Genomic DNA, 22,380 nt, shown 5'->3' with positions numbered 1-22,380 from the left:
GCGGGCACGGTGCCCGCCGCCACCGGCGGGTCTCGGCCCTGGCGACCCTGTGAACGGCATCGAACCGGCGAAGACGTCGCTCGTCACCGAGGACGCGAACCCGGCTCAGGGACAGTGTGCCGCCGCAACCGGGCGTCGAGGTGACCGGGCGGCAGCGCGAACCCGCTGCGGCCCCGGCGGGCGGAGCCCGCCGCGGGGCGCGAGCAGGATCCTGCCGCCGGCGTCGCCGGTACGGGCCCGGAGATGGCGGCTGCGGGTCACGGCGGCCCGGGCCGCCGTGCACGTCGCGGAGTTCGGGCTGTACCGATCGTCGCCCTGAGACCGCCCGCCGGGCCGGACCACCCGCGCGGCGCTGGACCAGGGTCTCGGCGCAGCCCCTGGGAAGGCCGTACACACGCACCGGGGGGCCGGCGAGCCCTCACACCTGCCGGGCCGCAGCCGTGCTGCCCCGTACCGTCAGGCGCGGTACCGGTACGCGCACGGCCCGCGCGGAACCCCCGTCCAGCAGGGCCGTCAGCTCCCGTGCCGCCGTGCGCCCGAACTCCGCGCTGTCGCGGGAGAGGGCGGAGAGCCAGGGTTTGACCATGCGGCACAGGGCCGAGTCCTCCCAGGAGACGACGGAGACGTCCTCCGGTACCGCGTAGCCGAGTCCGGCCGCTGCCGAGACACCGGCCACCGCCATCACGTCGTTGTCGTAGATCAGGGCCGTCGGGGCAGGGGCGGTGCGCAGTACGGAGCGGGTCACGGCCGCGCCCTCCGCGTCCGAGTAGTCGGTGGTGACCGAGCGGACCTCGCTCAGTCCGCGCCGGTCGGCCTCGGCGCGCAGGGTCCGGATGCGGCGCTGGGTGTGCGCGAGGCCGGGCAGCCCGGCGATGTGGACGATCCGGCGGTGGCCGAGTGCCGTCAGCTCGTCGACCACGGAAGCCATGGCGCCCGCGTCGTCCGCCCAGACGGTGGACAGCCCGGGGTGACGCTCGTCGGGTGCGCCGCCGATCACCACGGCGGGCAGCCCGAGTTCGTCCAGCAGGCCGGGACGCGGGTCCTCGGCGCGCGGGTCGACCACCAGCACGCCGTCCACCCGGTGCTCGGCCCACCAGCGCCGGTACACCGCGCACTCGTCGGCCACGTCCTCCACCACCTGGAACAGCAGGCCCAGGTGGCGTTCGGCCAGCACCTCCTGGATGCCGGAGACGAGCTGGAGGAAGAAGGAGTCGACGCCCAGTGTGTCCGCCGGCCGGGCCAGCACGAAGCCGACCGTGGCCGCGCCCTCGCCGGACAGGGCGCGGGCCGCCGCGCTGGGCCGCCACCCCAGCTGCTCCGCGACCCGCCGGACCCGGGCACGGGTGCTCTCGGAGACGCCGGGGCGGTCGTTGAGGGCGAAGGAGACCGCGCTCTCGGAGACTCCGGCGCGGCGCGCGATGTCCTTCATCGTCGGCCGGCGCGCCGGTGATCGCTTCGACGCCATGTCATCCCTCGTCTCGTCAAACAGCTAATGCGCTTGAGTACGCTGACCCTAAAGCGCATTAGTGACACGGGCAAGATCTCGCCGGGGACGGCTCTGACCTGGACTAATGAAGAGCGGATTTCTTTAGCTGGGAACCGTGCATTGACTTTCCCCGAACGGCCCGGGCAGGGTCGCTGGCATCACAGCCGCCGACACCGCAAGGGAGCCGTGTCACCGTGCCCACATCCCGCAGAGTCCTCGCCGCTGCCGCCTTCCTCGCCCTCGTCCTGCCGCTGAGCGCCTGCGGCTCGGGCGACGACGACGGCGGCTCGACCGACGCCTCGGGCAAGATCGAGGGCCACATCACCTTCCAGACCTGGAACCTGCGCGCGAACTTCAAGTCGTACTTCGAGGGCCTCATAACCGACTTCGAGAAGAAGTACCCGGGCACTCAGGTGAAGTGGGTCGACCAGCCCGCCGAGGGCTACCCCGACAAGCTCAGCGCCGACGCCGGCGGCGGCACCCTGCCCGACGTCGTCAACGTCTCCCCGGACCTGGTCGCCCCGCTCGCCAGGGCCGGGCTCGCACTCGACCTGGACAAGGCCGCGGCCCAGTACAGATCCGAGTACCTGGACGGGGCCTGGGCCGGCCACCAGGTGCCCGGCATGAGCGGCACGTACGCCTTCCCCTGGTACCTGAACACCGGTCCGCTCTTCTACAACAAGGCACTGTTCGCCCAGGCCGGGCTGAACCCCGACCGGCCGCCGAAGACATACGGCGAACTCTTCGCCGACGCCCTGCAGATGGCGAAGAAGAGCGGCGGCAAGGTCGCCACCCTCGCCAGCGTGCCCACCATCGAGGACTTCGGGCGCTACGGCGTGACCCTGATGAACAAGCAGGGCACCGCCTTCGCCTTCAACGACGCCAAGGGAGTCGAACTCCTCACCAGGTACAAGCAGTTGTACGACGCGGGGGCCCTCGACCCGCAGGCGCTCACCGCGACGCCGGAGTCCTCCGGCAAGAAGTTCCTCACCCGGGCCGTCGCCATGAACCCCGGCAGCGCCCTCGACCTCGGCAACTTCAAGAAGAACGCGCCCAGCCTCTACAGGAACATCGGCATCACCGACCAGATCACCAGCACCGGGCACGTCAACATGTACGTGATGGGGGTGATGGTCAACTCCCGCACCCACCACACCCCGGCCGCCGTGGCCTTCGCCCACTTCGTCACCGACGCGCGGAACCAGATGTCGTTCGCCAGGAAGGTCGCCATCTTCCCGAGCACCGCCGGCTCCCTGAACGACCCGTACTTCACCAAGGAGGACGGCACCGACGAGACCCGGGTGCGCATCGCCGCGGCCAAGTCCCTGAAGACCGCGGTCAACTACACGCCCGTGCTGTTCAGCGACCAGATGAAGACCGCGCTGCGCAACGAGGTCGCCAAGGCGCTGCAGGGCAAGGAGAGCCCCCGGCAGGCCCTCGACAACGCTGTCAACGCCGCCAACCGCCTCCTGGCGCAGGGCTGACCGGCATGGCAGCCCCCCTCCGCATCAGGCGTCAACTGCCCTTCAGTCCCTGGCTGTTCGCCGCGCCGGGGCTGCTGGTCACCGGCGCCTTCGTGCTCTACCCGTTCGTCTCCACCCTGGTGAACTCCTTCACCGACCGCCGCACCCTGCTCCCCGGCCACTTCGTGGGCCTGGCCAACTTCCGCGAGCTGCTGCACGACGACATGTTCTGGACCGGCCTGCGCAACAGCACGCTGTACATCGTCGGAGTCGTACCCGCCCTCGTCGTCCTGCCGCTGCTGCTCGCCCTGCTGGTGCAGAAGAACATCCCCGGCATCACCTTCTTCCGCTCCGCCTTCTACACCCCGGTCGTCGCCTCGATCGTGGTGGTCGGGCTGATCTGGGTGTGGCTGCTGGACGAACGCGGCCTGGTCAACTCGCTGCTGGACACCGTCGGAATCGGCCGGATCGGGTTCCTCAGCGACCAGTGGCTGCTCCTGCTGAGCGCCATGGCCGTCACGGTGTGGAAGGGCCTCGGCTACTACATGATCATCTACCTCGCCGCACTCGCGAACGTGCCACGTGAGCTGCACGAGGCCGCCGCCGTGGACGGCGCCGGACCGGTGCGCCGCTTCCTCTCGGTCACCGTGCCGGCCGTGCGCTCCACCATGGTGCTGGTCGCCGCGCTCTCCTCGGTCGCCGCCTTCAAGGTGTTCTCCGAGGTGTACCTGATGGCCGGCCCGAGCGGCGGCCCGGCCGGCGAGGACACCACCCTCGTCATGCTCGTCCAGCGCACCGGCACCGGCCTGACCGGCCGCGTCGGCTACGCCTCCGCCCTCTCGGTCGTCGTGTTCGCCGTCACCGTCGCGCTGATGCTGCTCGTGCTGCGCGCCGACCGCGGGGAGGAGTCGTGAGCGTCCTGGAGAGGGTACGGCCCGAGGGGACCCCCGCCCCGGAGCGGGAGCCGCGCGTCACCGACCAGGACGGCCGCCGTGTCCGCGCCGGCGAGCTGGTCTGGCGCTACCTGCTGCTCCTCGCCGTCCTCGCGCTGACCGTCGGCCCGTTCCTGTGGCAGCTGGCCACCTCCCTGAAGGGACCCACGGAGGACATCTACAGCTCACCGCCGAGCTTCCTGCCCGCTCACCCGACCCTGCACAACTACACGCGCGTCGCCGACACCATCCCCGTCTGGGACTACGCCCTGAACTCCCTGAAGGTCGCCACCGCCAACGTCGTCACCAACTGCGTCGGCTCGGCCCTCGCCGGGTACGCCCTGGCCCGGCTGCGTTTTCGCGGCCGGCGCGTGACCACGCTGGTGTTCGTGCTGGCGATGCTCGTGCCCGTCGAGGGCATCGTCATCGCCCAGTTCACCACCATGCGCGAACTCGGCCTGAACAACACCCTCGTCGGCGTCGTGCTGCCCGGCGCGGTAAGCGCGATGAACGTGCTGCTGATGCGGGGCGCCTTCCGTAACCTGCCGTACGAGATCGAGGAGGCGGCCTACGTCGACGGCGCCGACGTCTGGCAGCGGTTCCTGCGCGTCGCCCTGCCCTCGGTGAAGGGGACGGTGGCCGTCGTCGCGATCTTCGCCTTCATGGGCGCCTGGGACGACTTCCTGTGGCCGCTGATCGTGCTCAGCGACCCGTCCCGGTTCACCCTGACGATCGGCCTCAACTACCTGCACGGCACCTTCGCCGACGACGAACGCCTGGTCGCCGCGGGCACCGTGATCGCCGTGGCCCCGCTCATCGCCCTGTTCGCCTGCCTCCAGCGGTACTTCTTCCGCGGGGTCGGCGAGGGCGCCGTCAAGGGCTGACCATCCGTACGCCACAAGGACACTCCATGCCTCCTGCCGTGCGCTTCGGCGTCAACTACACCCCGAGCGAAGGGTGGTTCCACCACTGGCTCGACTTCGACCTCGACTCCGTGCGCGCCGACCTCGACGCGATCGCCGCACTCGGCCTCGACCACATCCGTGTCTTCCCGCTGTGGCCCTACTTCCAGCCCAACCGCACCCTGATCCGCCCGCGCGCCGTCGAGCAGCTGGTGGCCCTCGCCGACGCTGCCGCCGAACGGGGTCTCGACGTCAACGTGGACGGACTGCAGGGCCACCTGAGCAGCTTCGACTTCCTGCCCGCGTGGACGCGCACCTGGCACCGGCGCAACCTCTTCACCGACCCGGACGTCGTCGACGGCCAGGCCGCCTACCTGCGCACCCTCGCCGCCGCCCTCGCCGACCGGCCCCACTTCATCGGCATGACCGTCGGCAACGAGGTCAACCAGTTCGCCGCCAGACCCCACCCCGACCCCGACCGCATCACCGCCGAGGAGGCCGAGCGGTGGCTCGTACGGATGCTGGCCGCCTGCGCCGAGGGCGCCCCGGGCCGGCTCCACCTGCACGCCTCCTACGACGCCGCCTGGTACCAGGACGACCAGCCCTTCACCCCCGGCCACTCCGCCCGCCTCGGCGACGTCACCGCCGTGCACTCCTGGGTGTTCAACGGCACCGCCCAGCGGCACGGCCGTACCTCCGTGCCGGCCGAACACCACGCCGCCTACCTGGCCGAACTGAGCAAGGCCTGGGCGGACACCCCCCACCGGCCGGTGTGGCTGCAGGAGGTCGGCGCACCCGCGCCGCTCGTGCCCGCCGAGCACGCCGCCGCCTTCGCCGAGGCGACCGTCGCCCACCTCCTCGACTGTCCCGACCTGTGGGGCGTCACCTGGTGGTGCTCCCACGACGTCTCGCGCGACCTCGCCGACTTCCCCGAACTCGAGTACGGCCTCGGTCTGTTCACCGACGGCCGGCGGCCCAAGGACACCGCGCGCGTCCTGGCCGAGGCGGCACGCCGGCCGCACGCGGCCCCCGCCGTCCGCACGACGGCCCTCGTCGTCCCCGGCGATCCGGGCCGCCGCTCCCGCTGCGCCCCCGGCGGAGCCGTCTTCGACGCCTTCTTCCGGCTCGTCGCCGACGGCGCCCGCCCCACCACCGTCCTGGACACGCGCACGGACGACAAGGACCACCTCGCCGCGCGCGGCATCACCGAAGTCGTCACTCCCGACCAGGTACTCCCCACACCACCCGGAGGCACCCGCTCGTGAACCCCGCCAGACGCACCGTCCTCCTCGCCGGCGCCGCCGCCCTGCTCCCCGTGCCCGCACGGGCGGCCACCCGCCCCAAGGCCGCCGTGACCCCGCCGTACGCCTCCTACTGGTACCCGGACTCGCTGCCCTCCGGCAGCCCGGGCAGCGGCATCACCTGGCGCAGCCTGAAGAGCTGGCGCGCGGCCGACGACCCCGACCTCGCCTTCAACGCCGCGTCCGTGCCGCTCGCCGCCCGCTTCACCCCGACCCCGGCGAACCCCACCGCCCGCTCGGGCCAGGCCCGCATCCAGGCCCTGGTCTCCTTCGCACCGACGTCGAGCAACCCCTCCCAGGGCTCGGCCACCGCCGACTCCTACGCCCTCACCCACTGGGCCTACCTCGACGAGCTGGTCTTCTGGGGCGGCTCGGCCGGCGAGGGCCTGATCCTCGCGCCCAACGCGCCGGTCGTGGACGCGGCCCACCGGCACGGCGTGCCGGTGCTGGGCACCGTCTTCCTGCCCCCGGTGGCGTACGGCGGCCAGCTGCGGTGGACCCGGGACCTGGTGCAGAAGGACGCCGCGGGACATCACCCCCTCGCCGCGCAACTCGTCGCGGTCGCGGCGGCGTACGGCTTCGACGGCTGGTTCCTGAACGCCGAGACGGGTGGCGGGAACACCGCGCTGGGGCAGGCCGTGCTCGGCTTCGTCAAGGACCTGAAGGCGCGCGCGGCGGCCAAGGGGCAGCGGGTGACCTGGTACGACGCGATGACCGTGAACGGCACCGTCGGCTGGCAGGGCGCGTTGAACAGCCAGAACCAGGCGTTCTTCCAGGCCGCCGACGACATGTTCGTGGACTTCCGGTGGAGCGCGGCCACGCTCGCGGCCTCCGGCACGGAGGCCGGCCGGCTCGGCCGCGGCCGGTACGAGTTGTGGGCGGGCGTCGACGTCGAGTCGAACGGGACCGGTACGTCCGTGGACTGGGACGCGATCGTGCCGGCCGGCACGCCGCACGTCACCTCGATCGGCCTCTACCGCCCGGAGTGGACCCGCAACCACCTGCCCGCCGGCCGGCGCACCCCCGAGGACTTCCACGCCGCCGACGACCGGTTCTGGACCGGGCGGTCGCTGGACCCGTCCCGTCCGGACGCGAGCGATCCGTGGCGGGCGCCGGCGGTGTCGGTCGCCGACCGCTCGACGGTGACCTCGCTGCCGTTCGCCACCGTGTTCAACACCGGGCACGGACTGCGCTGGTACGAGCGGGGGACGGTCACCTCGGACGCGGCCTGGAGCCACCTCGGACTCCAGGACCGGCTGCCGGCGCGGCGGTGGGTGGTGCGTACGGCGGGGGAGCGGCCGGCGGTCTCCTTCGACTTCGCCGATGCGTGGCGGGGCGGGAGCAGTGTGCTGGTGGACGGTGAACTGGATCAACCCGTGGTGGTGGACCTGTACGCGACCCGGCTGCCGATCGGTGTGAACACGGTTGTCGAGCTGACGTTCCGGACCGATGCGGGTGCTGTGAACGTCGAGCTCGCCGTCGCCACGGCCGAGCCCAGCAGGCCCGGGGCGACGCCGCCGTACACCTATCTGCCGGTGAACGCGGTCAACGGGTGGCAGACCGTGAGCGTGCCGCTCACCGGGCTGTCCGGGACCGTGCGCGCCCTCGGTGTCCGGCTCACCGCCGCCGAGGGACCGGTGCGCTGGCGCCTGGGCGGCCTCGCCGTCCGGGACGCCGTCACCGCCCCCGCCGCCCCCAAGGGCGCCCGCGTGACCGCCGCGAGCGGCGGCGACCTCCGCCTCGCCTGGGACGCCGCCCGGGGCGCCGTCCGCCACTACGAGCTGCACCGCCTCCTGCCCGACGGCACCCGCCGATTCCTCGGTGGCACCTGCCAGCGCGCCTTCTGTCTCACCGGCCTGCGGCCCGAACAGGGAGAGAGCCTCGCACGGTTCGAACTGCGCACGGTGGGGGAGCTCTACAACGCCTCGACCCCCGTGACCGTCACCCACGCCTGGTGAGCACCCGGAACCGCAGCCACCGGAACCGCAACCACCCGGAACCCGCAGGGAGCACCCCGCATGCATGACGACCGCACTCTGGTGGAAGCCCGCCTCAGGCGCGTCCTCGACGAACGCATCCGCCCCGCCGTCCACCCCGAGTCCGTGCCGCTCCAGGTCGCGGTGTGGCATGCGCCCGGCGAGCCGGTGCCGGTCGCGGAAGGGCTCGCCGCCGAGCCGGAACCGATCCGGGTCGGCGCCCGCTGGGGCGCTCCCTGGGGCACGAGCTGGTTCCGGGTGACCGGGACCGTGCCCCGGGCCTGGGCCGGGCGGACCGTGGAGGCCCTGCTCGATCTGGGCTTCGACGAGAACATGCCCGGCTTCCAGTGCGAGGGCCTGGTCCACCGGCCCGACGGCACCCCGGTGAAGGGCCTGAACCCGCGCAACCAGTGGGTGCGCATCGCCGCGCCCGCCGAGGGCGGCGAGGAGGTGCGCCTGCACATCGAGGCCGCCTCCAACCCGGTCATCCTGGACTACCACCCGTTCCTGCCCACGCACCTCGGCGACCGGGAGACGGCCGGCAGCGAGCCGCAGTACACCCTCACCCGCATGGATCTCGCCGTCTTCGACGAGTCGGTGTGGCAGCTGGTCATGGACCTGGAGGTGCTCGGCGAGCTGATGGCCGAGCTGCCCGTGGACGCCGCGCGCCGGTACGACGTCCTGCGCGCCGTCGAGCGGGCCCTCGACGCCGTCGACCTGCAGGACGTGAACGGCACGGCGGACCGGGCCCGGGAGCGGCTCACCGGTGTCCTGTCGGCCCCCGCCGTACCCTCCGCGCACCGGATCAGCGCCGTCGGGCACGCGCACATCGACTCGGCGTGGCTGTGGCCGCTGCGCGAGACGGTGCGCAAGGTGGCCCGTACGGCCTCCAACATGACCGCGCTGATCGGGGACGAGCCGGAGTTCGTGTTCGCCATGTCCCAGGCCCAGCAGTGGGCGTGGGTGAAGGAGCACCGGCCCGAGGTGTGGGCGCGGGTGAAGAAGGCCGTCGCCGAGGGGCGGTTCGTGCCGGCCGGCGGGATGTGGGTGGAGTCGGACACCAACATGCCGGGCTCGGAGGCGATGGCCCGGCAGTTCGTGCACGGCAAGCGGTTCTTCCTCGACGAGTTCGGCATCGACAACGAGGAGGCCTGGCTGCCCGACACCTTCGGCTTCGCCGCGGGCCTGCCGCAGATCATCAAAGCCGCCGGATCGAAGTGGCTGCTGACGCAGAAGATCTCCTGGTCGCGGACGAACACGTTCCCGCACCACACCTTCTGGTGGGAGGGCATCGACGGCACCCGGATCTTCACCCACTTCCCGCCCGTCGACACCTACAACTGCTCCATGAAGGGCGGTGAAATCGCCCACGCGGCACGGAACTTCAAGGACAAGGGCCGGGCCCGGCACTCGCTGGCGCCCACCGGCTGGGGCGACGGAGGCGGCGGCACGACCCGCGAGATGGTCGCCAAGGCGGCCCGGCTGCGCGACCTGGAAGGCTCGGCGACCGTCGTCTGGGAAACACCCCGCACCTTCTTCGAGAAGGCCGAGGCCGAGTATCCCGACGCCCCGGTCTGGGCCGGCGAGCTCTACCTCGAACTGCACCGCGCCACCCTCACCAGCCAGGCGAGGACCAAGCAGGGCAACCGGCGCGGCGAACACCTGCTCCGGGAGGCGGAACTGTGGGCGGCCACCGCCGCCGTACACACCGGGTCCGCCTACCCCTACGAGGAGTTGGACCGCATCTGGAAGACGGTCCTGCTGCACCAGTTCCACGACATCCTGCCCGGCTCCTCGATCGCCTGGGTGCACCGTGAGGCCCGGGCGACGTACGAGCGGATCGCCGCCGAGCTGAACGGGATCATCGAGGGCGCCCAGCGTGCCCTGGCGGGCGAGGGCACGGTCCCTCTCGTCTTCAACGCGGCCCCGCACCCCCGCACCGGTGTGCCCGCCGCAGGTGCGGCAACGCCGCACACGGACGGTGCGACGACGCTCGTGCCGCGTCCGGACGGCGGACACGTTCTGGACAACGGCCTGCTGCGGATCGAGATCGACGCCCGGGGCCTGGTCGTCTCCGCCCACGACATCGGGGCCGACCGGGAGACGATCGCCCCCGGCGGCGCCGCGAACCTCCTCCAGCTGCACCCCGATTTCCCGAACATGTGGGACGCCTGGGACGTGGACGAGTTCTACCGGAACACGGTCACGGACCTCACGGACGCGGACGAGGTGAGCGCCGGCGAGGACGGGGTCTCGGTGCGGATCGTCCGCTCCTTCGGCGACTCCCGCGTCACCCAGGTGCTGTCCCTGCCGCCGGGGGAGCGGCGCCTGGTGCTGGACACGGAGGTCGACTGGCACGAGACGGAGAAGTTCCTGAAGCTGTCCTTCCCGCTCGACCTGCACGCCGAACGCTACGCGTCCGAGACCCAGTTCGGGCACGTCTTCCGGCCGACGCACACCAACACCTCCTGGGAGGCGGCCAAGTTCGAGGCGTGCAACCACCGATTCGTCCACCTGGAGGAGCCCGGCTGGGGCGTGGCGGTCGTCAACGACTCGACGTACGGCCACGATGTGACGCGCACGGTGCGCACCGGGGGCGACCGCGGTACGACGACCACGCTGCGCGTCTCCCTCCTGCGGGCCCCGCGCTTCCCCGACCCCGAGACCGACCAGGGCGTCCACCGCTTCCGGCACGCCCTGGTCCCCGGCGCGTCGATCGCCGACGCGGTCCGTGAGGGCTGGCGCGTCAACCTGCCCGAACGGCACCTGACCGGCTCCCGTGAGGTCACCCCGCTGGTCACCGTCGACAACGACGCCGTCGTGATCACGGCGGTCAAGCTCGCCGACGACGGCAGCGGTGACGTGGTGGTCCGTTTCCACGAGGCCCACGGCGGCCGTGCCCGGGCCACCCTCACGGCCGGCTTCGCGTGCGCGGACGTCACGGTGACGGACCTGCTGGAGCGCCCGGGCGGCGACACCGAGCCGCCGACGCGGGACGGCGACCGTGTGACCGTACGGCTGCGACCGTTCGAACTGGTGACCCTGAGACTGCGCAGGGCGTGAACCCGGGGTGGGCGAGGGCACCCGGTACGGCTGTCCTCGCCCACCCCGGGGCTTTCCCCGGCGCGGGCCCAGCCGCGATGATGTGCCGATGAGGCGAAGAAGGGTCCCCGACAGTTCCTGGGCCGCGGAGCCGGATCCCCTGCTGGCCCTCGTCCGCCGGGACGTGGCGTTCTACACGAGGACCTGCGCCCGGGCCAGGCGGCTGCACCACGTCACCGAGCTCGGCGCTCTCCTCACCACGTCGGTGACGGTCGTGGCGGCCGGCCTGCACGCCCCCGCCTGGCTGACCGCGCTGATCGCGGGCGGGGCCGTCTTCTTCACCGGCCTGCGCCAGCTGTACGGCGCCGGCTCGCGCTGGGTGCTGGCGGCGCAGGCGCGGGAGTCGTTGCGCCGGGCACTCGACCGCTACCTGCTCCTGCCCGAGACGGAACGTGACGCGGCGGCCCGGCAGGCGCTGCAGTCGGTGGTCGAGGAGGTCGGCGCGAACGAGCTGCGCGCGTGGTCCGAGGCGCAGAGCGGGCGCCCGGAACCGCCCGTGCCCTCGGTGGGAGCCTGACCGAGGGGCCCGGTCAGGCCCCCAGCTGCGTCCTGAGCCACTCCTCCACCTCGCCCACGTGGGCCGCTGCCGCCGCCCGTGCCGCCTCCGGGTCGCGGGCGGTGAGGGCGCGGTGGATGGCGGCGTGTTCGCGGCGGGTGCGGGTGAAGGCGCCCTCCTCCTGGTAGCCGCGCCAGACGCGGGCGCGGAAGGTGCGCGAGGACAGGCCGTCGAGGATCGCTGCCATGGTCTCGTTGCCCGCCGCGGCGGCGATCTCGCGGTGGAAGGCGAGGTCGTGCGCGAGGATCTCCTCGGGGTCGTCGGTGGCGTTCATCGCCGCCAAGTGCTCGCCCACGGAGGCGAGTCGGTCCTCGGTGATGCGCGCGGCGGCCAGTGCGGTCGCCGTCGACTCCAGGATGCGCCGCACCTCCAGGAGTTCCACCAGACGCGCGCCCCGGGACAGGTCCGCGACCACCCCGAAGGTCTCCAGCAGATCGCCGGCCTCCAGTGCGGTGACGTAGATCCCCGAGCCGTGCCGGGCCTCCAGGACGCCCATCACGGTCAGCGCGCGGATCGCCTCCCGCATCGAGCTGCGCGAGATGCCCAGCCGCGCGGCGAGGTCCCGCTCGGTGGGCAGCCGCTGGCCCGGCTCCAGCCGGCCCCCGGCGATCATCGCCTTGATCTCCTCGATGGCGCGCTGGGTCACCGTGCCCTTCTGCGGCACTTCCACCTCGTCCACGCCACTCCTCCCTCCCCCGGTGTGCCGCAGTCTAACCAGCGAAGTGGTCCGACCACTACGCCCTGAGTCTCGGGATTTTCCTTGCAGGAGGGTGTTGACGCGGCTTATTGGTCTGATAAGTATGCGGCGTCTGCTCGAACACCCTCGACGAGGAGCCGCGAGATGCCCGCCAGCACTGTCAGGAAGCGCAGCAGGTCCCGGATCATCGGCGTGACGGCTCTGGCCGCCGGCGCCTCCCTCGTGCTCGCCGCCTGCGGCAGCACCAAGGACACCGCGAGCGCGGGCAGCGGCGGCACCGGCAGGGTCGGTGTGGTCCTACCGCTGCTGACCTCGCCGTTCTGGCAGTCGTACAACGACTACGTGCCCAAGATGGCCGGGTCCGAGGGCGTCGAGGTGCTGAAGACGGTCAACTCCAACAGCGACCCGTCGCAGCAGATCACCGACATCGACAACGAACTCAACCAGGGAGTCAAGGGGTTGGTCGTCGCCCCGCTGGACAGCGCTGCCATCCAGGCCGGACTCGACCAGGCCGAGCGCAAGGGCGTGCCCGTGGTCGCCGTGGACGTCGCCCCCGACAAGGGGAAGGTCGCCATGGTGGTGCGCGCCGACAACGTGGCCTACGGCGAGAAGGCCTGCGACTACCTCGGACAGCACGTCGGCAGCGGCAAGGTCGTGCAGATCATGGGCGACCTGGCCTCGGTCAACGGCCGCGACCGCTCCGAGGCCTTCCGCTCCTGCGTGAAGAAGAAGTACCCGGAGCTGAAGGTGCTGGAGATCCCCGCCAAGTGGGAGTCCGACACCGCCGCCGCCAGGCTGGACACACTCCTCAACGCCAACCCCGACATCAAGGGCATCTACCTGCAGGCCGGCGGCGTCTATCTCGCCCCCACCCTGCAGACCCTGAAATCCAAGCACCTGCTGAAACCGGCCGGACACCAGGGACACATCGCCATCGTCTCCAACGACGGCATCCCGCAGGAGTTCGACGCCATCCGCAAGGGCCAGATCGACGCCACGGTCTCCCAGCCCGCCGACGCCTACGCCAAGTACGGCCTGTACTACATCAAGGCGGCGATGGCCGGGAAGACGTTCGAGCCCGGCCCGACCGACCACGGCTCCACGATCGTCAGGCTGCCCGGCGGGATCCTGGAGGACCAGTTGCCCGCGCCGCTGGTCACCCGGGCCAACGTCGACGACCCCGAGCTGTGGGGCAACACGGTCAAATGAGCACACCGCTTGTGGAAGCCGAGGGCATCGTCAAACGGTACGGCCCCACCCTCGCCCTCGCCGACGGCCGGCTCACCGTCCGGCCCGGCGAGTCGCACGCCCTGGTCGGCCGCAACGGCGCCGGCAAGTCCACCCTGGTCCACGTGCTCACCGGGCTCCAGGCCCCGGACGCGGGCACCGTCCGCTTCGACGGCGAGCCCGCGCCGCCGCTCGCCGACCGGAACGCCTGGCGCCGCAAGGTCGCCTGCGTGTACCAGAAACCGACCGTCGTGCCGGAGCTGACGGTCGCCGAGAACCTGTTCCTCAACCGGCAGCCGACCGGCCGTGGCGTCATCAGCTGGCGCCGGCTGCGCCGCGAGGCCGCCGAACTCCTCGGCACCTGGGACGTGCGCGTCGAACCCGAGGCGCGCACGGCCGACCTCAGGGTCGAGGACCGGCACATGGTGGAGATCGCACGGGCGTTGAGCTTCGGCGCCCGGTTCATCGTGCTGGACGAACCCACCGCCCAGCTCGACAACCGGGAGATCGAGCGGCTGTTCACCCGCATGCGTTCCCTGCAGGACTCCGGGGTCACCTTCCTCTTCATCTCCCACCATCTCCAGGAGGTGTACGAGGTCTGCCAGACGGTCACCGTGCTGCGCGACGCCCGCTGGATCACCACGGCCCCCGTCGCCGACCTGCCGAAGGCGGCGCTGGTGGAGGCCATGGCAGGGGAGTCCGTCGCCGAGCAGGCCGCACACGGCAGGGGAACCGACACCGGTGCGCCCCTGCTCCTGGAGGCGCACGGGCTCACCTCACCGGCGTACGAGAACGTCGACCTCACCGTCCGCCGCGGCGAGGTCGTCGGCCTCGCCGGTTCCAGCGGCAGCGGCAAGACCGAACTGGCCGAGTCCTTCGCCGGACTGCACACCCCGACCGCGGGCACCGCCCGACTGGACGGAGTACGGCTGCCGTTCGGTGACGTACGGGCCGCCCTGCGGGCCGGGGTCGGCTGTGTGCCGCGCGACCGGCACCAGCAGGGACTGGTGGCCGGCATGAGCATCGGCGACAACGCCACGCTGAGCGTGCTGGACCGGCTCGGCCGGGCCGGTTTCGTCGCCACCGGGACACGGCGCCGCTTCGCCGCCGAACTGATCGACCGCCTCGGCATCCACGCCGAGGGCCCCGACCAGCCCGTGTCCGACCTGTCCGGCGGCAACGCCCAGAAGGTGGTCATGGCCCGCGCCCTCGCCGCCGGCCCCCGCCTGCTGGTGCTGATCAACCCCACCGCCGGCGTCGACGTGAAGTCCAAGGAGTCACTGCTCGCGCGCATGGACAGCGCCCGCGACGACGGCACCGCCGTCCTCGTCGTCTCCGACGAACTCGACGACCTGCGCCGCTGCGACCGCGTCCTCGTCCTCTTCCACGGCCGTGTCGTCGCCGAGCACCCGGCCGGCTGGCGCGACCACGAGCTGATCGCCTCCATCGAAGGAGTTGACCATGGCTGACACCCGGGCCGCCCCTCCGCTCGCACCCGCGAAGACCCCGGACGCCCGCTCGCCCCGGACCGTCCTGCTCCGCCGCGCCCGTGAACTCGCCCTGGTCCCCGCCCTGTTGCTGCTCATGGTGCTCGGCGCGGCGGTCAACGACTCGTTCCTCACGGAGCGGAACCTGATCTCGATCCTCGGCGCCTCCGCCGCGCTCGCGATGGTCGTGCTCGCCGAGTCCCTCGTGCTGATCACCGGCAGGTTCGACCTGTCCCTGGAGTCGGTGGTCGGCATCGCACCCGCCATCGGCGCCCTGCTGGTGCTGCCCGCGAGCCAGTCCGGGTGGGGCACCGGCTTCCCGGCCGCGCTCGCCCTGCTCGTGATCCCCGTGGCCGGCGCGGTCATCGGCGCCTTCAACGGCGTCCTCGTCGTGAAGTTCCGGCTCAACGCCTTCATCGTCACGCTCGCGATGCTCATCGTGCTGCGCGGCCTGCTGGTCGGCGCCACCAAGGGCAAGACGCTGTTCGGCATGCCCGACAGCTTCTACTCCCTGGCCACCACCACCTTCCTGAACGTCCCCCTGTCGGTGTGGCTCGCCGCGGTCGCCTTCGCGGTCGCCGGATTCGTGCTGAAGTACCACCGCACCGGCCGCGCCCTGTACGCGATCGGCGGCAACGCGGACGCCGCCCGCGCGGCCGGGGTCCGCGTGGACCGGGTCATGCTCGGCGTGTACGTCGTCGCGGGCGTGCTCGCCTCCGTCGGCGGCCTGCTGCAGACCGGCTACGTCGGCGCGATCAGCGCCAACCAGGGCCAGAACATGATCTTCACCGTCTTCGCGGCCGCGGTGATCGGCGGCATCGGCCTGGACGGCGGCAAGGGCACCATGTCCGGCGCCCTGACCGGCGTCGTCCTCCTGGGCGTCGTACAGAACCTGCTCACCCTCGCCCAGGTCCCCTCGTTCTGGATCCAGGCCATCTACGGCGGGATCATCCTCGTCGCCCTCGTGATCGCCCGCGTGACGACGGGCCGGGCCCAGGACTGACGCGCCATCACATTACAGCCGACGGAAAGGACTTCCGTGTCCCAGGCCCCCGCCCGCGTCACCGCGGTCGACACCCACGACATCCGTTTCCCCACCTCGCGCGAGCTGGACGGCTCCGACGCGATGAACCCGGACCCCGACTACTCGGCGGCCTACGTCGTGCTGCGCACCGACGCCGCCGACGGGCACGCGGGACACGGGTTCGTCTTCACCATCGGGCGGGGCAACGACGTCCAGGTCGCGGCGATCGACGCGCTCAGGGACCATGTGCTCGGCCGGGACGTGGCCGAGCTGTGCGCGGACCCGGGCTCCCTCTTCCGGGACCTGATCGGCGACAGCCAGCTGCGCTGGCTCGGCCCCGAGAAGGGCGTGATGCACATGGCGGTCGGGGCCGTCGTCAACGCCGTCTGGGACCTCGCCGCCCGACGGGCCGGCAAACCGCTGTGGCACCTGCTCGCCGACGCCGAGCCCGAGTGGCTGGTCGGGCAGATCGACTTCCGGTACATCACGGACGCGCTCACCCCGCAGGAGGCCCTGGACCTGCTGCGGCGGGGCAGAGCAGGCGCCGGGGAGCGGCGGGCGCGGCTGCGGGAGCGCGGCTACCCCGCCTACACCACCTCCCCGGGCTGGCTCGGCTACGACGACGACAAGCTCGGCCGGCTCGCCGCACAGGCCGTCGCCGACGGCTTCACACAGATCAAGCTGAAGGTCGGCGCCGACCTCGCCGACGACATCCGGCGCTGCCGGGTCGCCCGAGCCGTCATCGGTCCGGACATCCGGCTCGCCGTCGACGCCAACCAGCGCTGGAACGTGGACGAGGCGATCCGCTGGACCCGGGCCCTCACCGAGTTCGGCCCGTACTGGATCGAGGAGCCCACCAGCCCCGACGACGTCCTCGGCCACGCCGTGATCCGCCGCGCCGTGGCCCCGGTGAAGGTCGCCACCGGCGAACACGTGCACAACCGGATCGTCTTCAAGCAGCTGCTCCAGGCGGGTGCCCTCGACATCGTCCAGATCGACGCCGTCCGCGTCGCCGGCGTCAACGAGAACCTCGCCATCCTGCTGCTCGCCGCGAAGTTCGGCGTCCCGGTCTGCCCGCACGCGGGCGGGGTCGGCCTGTGCGAACTCGTCCAGCACCTGTCGATGTTCGACTACCTGGCGGTCTCCGGCACCACCGAGGACCGGGTCATCGAGTACGTCGACCACCTCCACGAGCACTTCGTCACCCCGGTCGTCGTCCGTGACGGCCACTACACCGCGCCCACCGCACCCGGCTTCTCCGCCGCCCTGCGCCCGGAGTCCCTCGCGCGGTACACCTTCCCCGGCGGCACCTACTGGGCCGCCGCCCCCGCCACCCAGAAGGGACAGGCCGCATGAGCGACTTCGAGGGCCTCAAGGCCCTGGTCACCGGCGGCGCGTCCGGCATCGGCCGGGCCACCGCCGAGCTCCTCGCCGCCCGCGGCGCCCGGGTCGCCGTCCTCGACCGGGACACGACGGGCGTCGACAAGCCGTTCGTCGCCCACCGCGCCGACGTCACCGACGACGCCTCGGTCCGCGCGGCCGTCGAGCGGGCCGCCGAGGACCTCGGCGGCCTGGACATCCTGGTCAACAACGCCGGGATCGGTGCCCAGGGCACGGTCGAGGACAACGACGACGCCGAGTGGCAACGCGTCTTCGACGTCAACGTCCTCGGCATGGTCCGCACCGCCCGCGCGGCCCTCCCGCACCTGCGCCGCTCCTCGCACGCGGCGATCGTCAACACCTGCTCCGTCGCCGCCACCGCCGGACTGCCCCGGCGCGCCCTCTACAGCGCCACCAAGGGCGCCGTGTACTCCCTGACCCTCGCCATGGCCGCCGACCACGTCCGCGAGGGCATCCGCGTCAACTGCGTGAACCCCGGCACGGTGGACACCCCGTGGATCGGCCGGCTGCTGGACGCGGCCCCCGACCCGGCCGCCGAACGCGCCGCCCTCTCGGCCCGCCAGCCCACCGGACGCCTGGTCTCCGCCGCCGAAGTGGCGGGCGCCATCGCCTACTTGGCCGGCCCCCGGTCCGGCGCCACCACCGGCACCGCCCTCGCCGTCGACGGCGGCATGCAGGGTCTGCGGCTCAGGCCGGCGGGCCAGTGAGGAGGCTCGGCCGCAGCGGCGTCGAGGTCACCCCGCTCGGCTTCGGCGCCGCCGCGCTCGGCAACCTCTACACCCCGCTGGACGACGAACAGGCCCACGACGCCGTGAGCGCCGCCTGGCAGCGGGGCATCCGGTACTTCGACACGGCCCCGCACTACGGCCTCGGCCTGTCCGAACGCCGGCTCGGCGCGGCCCTGCGGGCGTGCGACCGCGCCCACTACACCCTCTCCACCAAGGTCGGCCGCCGCCTCGACCCGGCCGACGGCACGGGCGACGACCTCGCCCACGGTTTCGCCGTACCGGCCACCCACCGCCGCGTCTGGGACTTCACCGCCGACGGAGTCCGCCGCACCCTGGAGGCGAGCCTCACCCGCCTCGGCCTGGACCGGGTCGACGTCGTGTACCTCCACGATCCCGACGACCACGCCGAGCAGGCGTTCCGCGAGGGCTACCCGGCCCTGGAGAAGCTGCGCGCCGAAGGCGTCGTCGGCGCGATCGGCGCGGGCATGAACCAGACCGGGATGCTCACCCGGTTCGTCCGCGACACCGACGTGGACGTGGTCCTGTGCGCGGGTCGGCACACCCTGCTCGACCAGAGCGCCGGGACCGAACTGCTGCCCACGGCCGCCGAGCACGGGGTGTCGGTGGTCCTCGGCGGTGTCTTCAACTCGGGCCTGCTGGCGGACCCGAGCCCCGAGGCGACGTACGACTACACCCGGGCGCCGCAGGAGGTGCTGGACCGCGCCCTGCGCATGAAGGCGGTCGCCGAACGGCACGGCACCACCCTGCGCGCCGCCGCACTGGCCTTCTGTGCCGCCCACCCGGCCGTGGCCTGCGTCCTGCCCGGACCCCGTTGCGCCGACGAAGTCCACGACTGCGCCGACCAGTTCGCGGCCCCGGTCCCGCCGGACTTCTGGCAGGAGCTGCGGGAGTTCGGACTGCTGCCCCGAGCGGAGGGCCCCGCATGAGAATCGCCCTGCACACCAAGGTCCGCACCGACCGGATCACCGCGTACGAGGCGGCCCACCGCGAGGTCCCGAAGGAGCTGACCGACGCCATCCGCGCCGCCGGCGCCACCTCCTGGACCATCTGGCGCAGCCGCACCGATCTGTTCCACCTGCTGGAGTGCGAGGACTACGCCCGCCTGCTCGCCGAGCTGGAGAAGCTGCCGGTCAACGTGGCCTGGCAGGCCCGCATGGCCGAACTGCTCGACGTGGTGCACGACTACTCCGAAGGCGGCGCGGACGCCGGGCTGCCCGTCGTCTGGGAGCTGCCGTGACCGTCGACGCCCACCACCACGTCTGGGACCTCTCGGTACGGGACCAGGACTGGATCCCCGCCCACAGCCCGCTCAGGCGCGACTTCACCCTCGAAGACCTCGCACCGGAGGCCCGCGCGGCCGGAGTGGACCGTACGGTCCTCGTCCAGACGGTCACCGTCCCGCAGGAGACGCCGGAGTTCCTGGCCCTGGCGGCCAGGCACGACCTGGTCGCGGGCGTCGTGGGCTGGACCGACCTCACCCGCCCGGACGTGGCCGACGAACTGGCCCGGCTGTGCGAACTCCCCGGCGGATCCCTCCTGAAGGGCATCCGGCACCAGGTCCAGGGCGAGCCGGACCCGAAGTGGCTGCTGCGCGAGGACGTACGGCGAGGGCTCGCGGCCGTGGCGGCGGCGGGACTGGTGTACGACCTGGTCGTCCTGCCCCACCAGCTCCCGGCCTGCACCGAGGCCGCCGCAGGCCTGCCCCAACTGACGTTCGTGCTGGACCACTTGGGAAAGCCGCCGATCGCCTCGCGGGCACACGAACCCTGGGCGTCCGCCCTGCGGGCACTCGCCGCCCTCCCCAACACCGTCGCCAAACTCTCCGGCCTGGTCACCGAGGCCGGCCCCGCCCCCTGGACCCCCGCCGACCTGCGGCCGTACACGGACACGGCCCTGGAGGCCTTCGGCCCCGACCGCCTGATGTACGGCTCCGACTGGCCGGTGTGCACCCTGGCGGCCACCTACACCGAAGTGCACGAAGCCGCGGCCGAGCTGACCGCCGGCCTCGGCGGGTCGGAACGCCGGGCCCTCTTCGAGGGCACCGCCACCGCCGTCTATCGTCTGTGAGGCCACAATGGCCACATGACCGATCATCAGGCCCACACGTCCGCCCGCCCGCTGCTGCGCGGTCCCGAGGACGGGGAACTCATCGACGTCGCCGGTGTCGCGCACTTCTTCCGGCTCACCGGCGAACACACGGGCGGGCACTTCGCCTTCGAGGAGTTCAGCCTCGCCCCCGGCACCGTCGGTGCCAGGCCCCACGTGCACGACGGACACGACGAGTACTTCTACGTCCTCGAGGGCGAGTTGACGCTCCACACCGGGGACGGCGAGGTGACGGCCGGCCCCGGGCACCTGCTCGCCGCCACCCGCGGCACCCCGCACGGCTTCCGCAACGCCGGCCCGGTCCCGGCGCGCGCACTGTGCCTCTACACCCCGGCCGGCTACGAGAACTACTTCCGCGACGTGCACGCCGCCGTGAGTGCCGGGGCCGAGGCGACCGACGAACTGCTGGCCGAGTTCCGCAGCCGCTACCGCACCCGGTCGCACTGACGCTCACGACCGCCGAGCCACCGCCGCCAGCCGCGTCGGTGGCAGGTACTCGCGGACATACGTCCGCTCCCAGCACGCGCCCGACTCCCGCAGCTCGCGCCAGGTGGTGTAGCGGTAGCGGAAGAGCCGGGCCCGGACGTAGCGGGGCGGGGTGTCCGGCGGGAAGGGGGAGCGGCGCAGCAGGCGCAGGGTGTCGCGGTCGTTCTCCAGCAGGCGTTCCACCAGAGCGCCGAACCAGTCGCCGGCATAGCCCGGGGACAGCGCCGCGAACCACATCAGCCAGTCCAGGCGCAGATGGTACGGGGCGAACTGGCGCGGCCAGTGCCGGGTGTCCCCGGGCTTGCCCCGGAACTCGTACTCCCGCCAGTCCGAGTCCTCACGCGGTTCGGCGTCCAGAGTGCCCTCGACCACCACCTCGTAGCGGAACCGGCTGACACTGCCGAACGCGCCGTAGGTGTTCACCAGGTGCAGCGGGTCGAAGGAGCGGTTCATGACCTGGCGGCGGGAGATCATGTTGACCACCGGGTGATAGCTCAGGAAGAGCAGCAGCGCGGCGACCGTGAGTACCAGGACCTCGTACCACAGTGGTGCCGGGGGCACGGACGGCGCGGATCCGGGAATCCGGAGCGCGGACAGGGCCAGCACGATGGTGATCCAGTTCAGCCAGGAGAAGTTGCCGGACAGCACCAGCCACAGCTGGGTGACGATCATCAGGGCGGCGGCGGCCGAGGCGATCGGCTGGGGCGTGAACAGCAGGACCGGTACGACCAGTTGGGTGACGTGGTTGGCGGCCACCTCCACGCGGTGCAGCGGCTTCGGCAGATGGTGGAAGAACCAGCTCAGCGGGCCCGGCATGGGCTGGGTCTCGTGGTGGTAGTCCAGGCAGGTCAGCTTCCGCCAGCACGCGTCGCCCCGCATCTTGATCAGCCCGGCGCCGAACTCCACCCGGAACAGGATCCAGCGCAGCAGGAACAGCACCACGATCGGGGGCGCCACCTCGTCGTTACCGAGGAACACGGCCAGGAACCCCGTCTCCAGCAGCAGTGACTCCCAGCCGAACGCGTACCAGGTCTGGCCCACGTTGACGATCGACAGATACAGCGCCCACGGCACCAGCCACAGCAGGATCCCGGCCCAGAGCGGCAGCAGCGAGTCCGCGCCGGCGAGCAGGGCCGCCGAGACCGCGGCGCCGGTCCAGGCGCAGCCCGCGAAGAATCCGTCGGAGTAGTGCAGGTGGAACAGGCTCGGGGCCCGTTTGAAGGGGATCCGGGCCACGAAGCGGGGGATCGGCAGCATGCCGCGTTCGCCCAGCAGGGCCCGGAACTGCAGCGCGGCGGTCAGGAACGCGACCAGGTACACGGCGGCCAGGGCCCGCTGGAAGACCAGCCGGCTCAGCCAGTAGTCGTCAGCGGTGAACCAGTTCACGACCGTGCACACCCTTCGTCGCGGCTACACCGCCGGTGTCGTCCACATCATGACCTTCCCCGAGTTGCCAGCCAGACGGGCACGATGCACACAATGAGG

19 protein-coding genes are annotated in these 22,380 nt (G+C 72.2%); 16 read left to right on the top strand and 3 right to left on the bottom strand.

From position 1 onward, the window contains the following. Window positions 1–418: 418 nt before the first annotated feature. The gene (locus ACWC94_RS19745) at window positions 419–1,465 is read right to left on the bottom strand and encodes a LacI family DNA-binding transcriptional regulator (RefSeq protein ID WP_450798023.1); all 1,047 of its coding nucleotides are present in this window, start codon (window positions 1,463–1,465) and stop codon (window positions 419–421) included. A gap of 215 nt (window positions 1,466–1,680) precedes the next feature. Between ACWC94_RS19745 and ACWC94_RS19740 the strand changes: the two genes are divergently transcribed. The 7 genes from ACWC94_RS19740 (at window position 1,681) to ACWC94_RS19710 (ending at window position 11,679) form a co-directional block, all read left to right on the top strand. Beyond that, window positions 1,681–2,970 (top strand): ABC transporter substrate-binding protein, encoded by a 1,290-nt coding sequence (locus ACWC94_RS19740; RefSeq protein ID WP_450798021.1) that lies wholly within the window; start codon window positions 1,681–1,683, stop codon window positions 2,968–2,970. A 5-nt stretch (window positions 2,971–2,975) separates the two neighbouring features. Further along, window positions 2,976–3,863 (top strand): carbohydrate ABC transporter permease, encoded by an 888-nt coding sequence (locus ACWC94_RS19735; protein ID WP_450798019.1) that lies wholly within the window; start codon window positions 2,976–2,978, stop codon window positions 3,861–3,863. Then, window positions 3,860–4,765 carry a carbohydrate ABC transporter permease gene (locus ACWC94_RS19730; RefSeq protein ID WP_450798017.1) on the top strand — a complete coding sequence of 302 codons (906 nt, stop codon included), beginning with the start codon at window positions 3,860–3,862 and terminating at the stop codon, window positions 4,763–4,765. The genes ACWC94_RS19735 and ACWC94_RS19730 overlap by 4 nt, the downstream gene beginning before the upstream one ends. Before the next feature lie 26 nt (window positions 4,766–4,791). After that, window positions 4,792–6,048: a glycoside hydrolase 5 family protein gene (locus ACWC94_RS19725; protein WP_450798015.1), complete on the top strand. Its 1,257-nt coding sequence runs from the start codon at window positions 4,792–4,794 to the stop codon at window positions 6,046–6,048. After that, window positions 6,045–8,042, top strand: coding sequence for an endo-beta-N-acetylglucosaminidase (locus tag ACWC94_RS19720; RefSeq protein ID WP_450798013.1), 1,998 nt, complete (start codon window positions 6,045–6,047; stop codon window positions 8,040–8,042). Before ACWC94_RS19725 ends, ACWC94_RS19720 begins: the two co-directional genes overlap by 4 nt. A gap of 60 nt (window positions 8,043–8,102) precedes the next feature. After that, window positions 8,103–11,123 (top strand): alpha-mannosidase, encoded by a 3,021-nt coding sequence (locus ACWC94_RS19715; protein ID WP_450798011.1) that lies wholly within the window; start codon window positions 8,103–8,105, stop codon window positions 11,121–11,123. A gap of 88 nt (window positions 11,124–11,211) precedes the next feature. Beyond that, complete coding sequence (locus tag ACWC94_RS19710; protein WP_450798009.1) at window positions 11,212–11,679, top strand: DUF4231 domain-containing protein; 468 nt, start codon at window positions 11,212–11,214, stop codon at window positions 11,677–11,679. Between the two features lie 13 nt (window positions 11,680–11,692). Here the strand turns inward: ACWC94_RS19710 and ACWC94_RS19705 are convergent, their stop codons facing one another. Continuing rightward, window positions 11,693–12,397: a FadR/GntR family transcriptional regulator gene (locus ACWC94_RS19705; RefSeq protein WP_450798007.1), complete on the bottom strand. Its 705-nt coding sequence runs from the start codon at window positions 12,395–12,397 to the stop codon at window positions 11,693–11,695. Window positions 12,398–12,559: 162 nt separating this feature from the next. Here ACWC94_RS19705 and ACWC94_RS19700 point away from each other — a divergent pair, with 162 nt between their 5' ends. The 9 genes from ACWC94_RS19700 to ACWC94_RS19660 are packed head-to-tail and all read left to right on the top strand — an operon-like array spanning window position 12,560 to window position 20,856. Further along, window positions 12,560–13,624: a sugar ABC transporter substrate-binding protein gene (locus ACWC94_RS19700; protein WP_450798005.1), complete on the top strand. Its 1,065-nt coding sequence runs from the start codon at window positions 12,560–12,562 to the stop codon at window positions 13,622–13,624. Further along, window positions 13,621–15,111, top strand: coding sequence for a sugar ABC transporter ATP-binding protein (locus ACWC94_RS19695; protein ID WP_450798003.1), 1,491 nt, complete (start codon window positions 13,621–13,623; stop codon window positions 15,109–15,111). Before ACWC94_RS19700 ends, ACWC94_RS19695 begins: the two co-directional genes overlap by 4 nt. Further along, window positions 15,104–16,132: an ABC transporter permease gene (locus ACWC94_RS19690; protein ID WP_450798001.1), complete on the top strand. Its 1,029-nt coding sequence runs from the start codon at window positions 15,104–15,106 to the stop codon at window positions 16,130–16,132. Before ACWC94_RS19695 ends, ACWC94_RS19690 begins: the two co-directional genes overlap by 8 nt. Window positions 16,133–16,168: 36 nt before the next feature. After that, a complete protein-coding gene (locus ACWC94_RS19685; RefSeq protein ID WP_450797999.1) occupies window positions 16,169–17,509 on the top strand; it encodes an L-fuconate dehydratase in 1,341 nt (446 codons plus the stop codon). Next, window positions 17,506–18,261 carry an SDR family NAD(P)-dependent oxidoreductase gene (locus ACWC94_RS19680; protein ID WP_450797997.1) on the top strand — a complete coding sequence of 252 codons (756 nt, stop codon included), beginning with the start codon at window positions 17,506–17,508 and terminating at the stop codon, window positions 18,259–18,261. Before ACWC94_RS19685 ends, ACWC94_RS19680 begins: the two co-directional genes overlap by 4 nt. Further along, window positions 18,258–19,229, top strand: a complete 972-nt coding sequence (locus ACWC94_RS19675) for an aldo/keto reductase (RefSeq protein WP_450797995.1) — start codon at window positions 18,258–18,260, stop codon at window positions 19,227–19,229. The genes ACWC94_RS19680 and ACWC94_RS19675 overlap by 4 nt, the downstream gene beginning before the upstream one ends. Further along, window positions 19,226–19,540 (top strand): L-rhamnose mutarotase, encoded by a 315-nt coding sequence (locus tag ACWC94_RS19670; RefSeq protein WP_450797993.1) that lies wholly within the window; start codon window positions 19,226–19,228, stop codon window positions 19,538–19,540. The genes ACWC94_RS19675 and ACWC94_RS19670 overlap by 4 nt, the downstream gene beginning before the upstream one ends. Beyond that, window positions 19,537–20,370, top strand: a complete 834-nt coding sequence (locus tag ACWC94_RS19665; protein ID WP_450797991.1) for an amidohydrolase family protein — start codon at window positions 19,537–19,539, stop codon at window positions 20,368–20,370. Before ACWC94_RS19670 ends, ACWC94_RS19665 begins: the two co-directional genes overlap by 4 nt. Before the next feature lie 15 nt (window positions 20,371–20,385). Then, window positions 20,386–20,856, top strand: a complete 471-nt coding sequence (locus ACWC94_RS19660) for a cupin domain-containing protein (RefSeq protein WP_450797989.1) — start codon at window positions 20,386–20,388, stop codon at window positions 20,854–20,856. A gap of 3 nt (window positions 20,857–20,859) precedes the next feature. Here ACWC94_RS19660 and ACWC94_RS19655 read toward each other — a convergent pair whose 3' ends face one another. Then, the gene (locus ACWC94_RS19655; protein ID WP_450797987.1) at window positions 20,860–22,281 is read right to left on the bottom strand and encodes a lipase maturation factor family protein; all 1,422 of its coding nucleotides are present in this window, start codon (window positions 22,279–22,281) and stop codon (window positions 20,860–20,862) included. Window positions 22,282–22,380: the final 99 nt, after the last annotated feature.

It is taken from the genome of Streptomyces sp. NPDC001135 (assembly GCF_053598395.1).
This window is presented reverse-complemented; position numbering and strand designations above follow the sequence as displayed.

Coding starts and splice junctions, on each gene's coding strand:
- ACWC94_RS19670 (WP_450797993.1), top strand. CDS start 19,226: ATGAGAATCGCCCTGCACACCAAGGTCCGCACCGACCGGATCACCGCG.
- ACWC94_RS19700 (WP_450798005.1), top strand. CDS start 12,560: ATGCCCGCCAGCACTGTCAGGAAGCGCAGCAGGTCCCGGATCATCGGC.
- ACWC94_RS19690 (WP_450798001.1), top strand. CDS start 15,104: ATGGCTGACACCCGGGCCGCCCCTCCGCTCGCACCCGCGAAGACCCCG.
- ACWC94_RS19695 (WP_450798003.1), top strand. CDS start 13,621: ATGAGCACACCGCTTGTGGAAGCCGAGGGCATCGTCAAACGGTACGGC.
- ACWC94_RS19735 (WP_450798019.1), top strand. CDS start 2,976: ATGGCAGCCCCCCTCCGCATCAGGCGTCAACTGCCCTTCAGTCCCTGG.
- ACWC94_RS19680 (WP_450797997.1), top strand. CDS start 17,506: ATGAGCGACTTCGAGGGCCTCAAGGCCCTGGTCACCGGCGGCGCGTCC.
- ACWC94_RS19710 (WP_450798009.1), top strand. CDS start 11,212: ATGAGGCGAAGAAGGGTCCCCGACAGTTCCTGGGCCGCGGAGCCGGAT.
- ACWC94_RS19715 (WP_450798011.1), top strand. CDS start 8,103: ATGCATGACGACCGCACTCTGGTGGAAGCCCGCCTCAGGCGCGTCCTC.
- ACWC94_RS19745 (WP_450798023.1), bottom strand. CDS start 1,465: ATGGCGTCGAAGCGATCACCGGCGCGCCGGCCGACGATGAAGGACATC.
- ACWC94_RS19725 (WP_450798015.1), top strand. CDS start 4,792: ATGCCTCCTGCCGTGCGCTTCGGCGTCAACTACACCCCGAGCGAAGGG.
- ACWC94_RS19660 (WP_450797989.1), top strand. CDS start 20,386: ATGACCGATCATCAGGCCCACACGTCCGCCCGCCCGCTGCTGCGCGGT.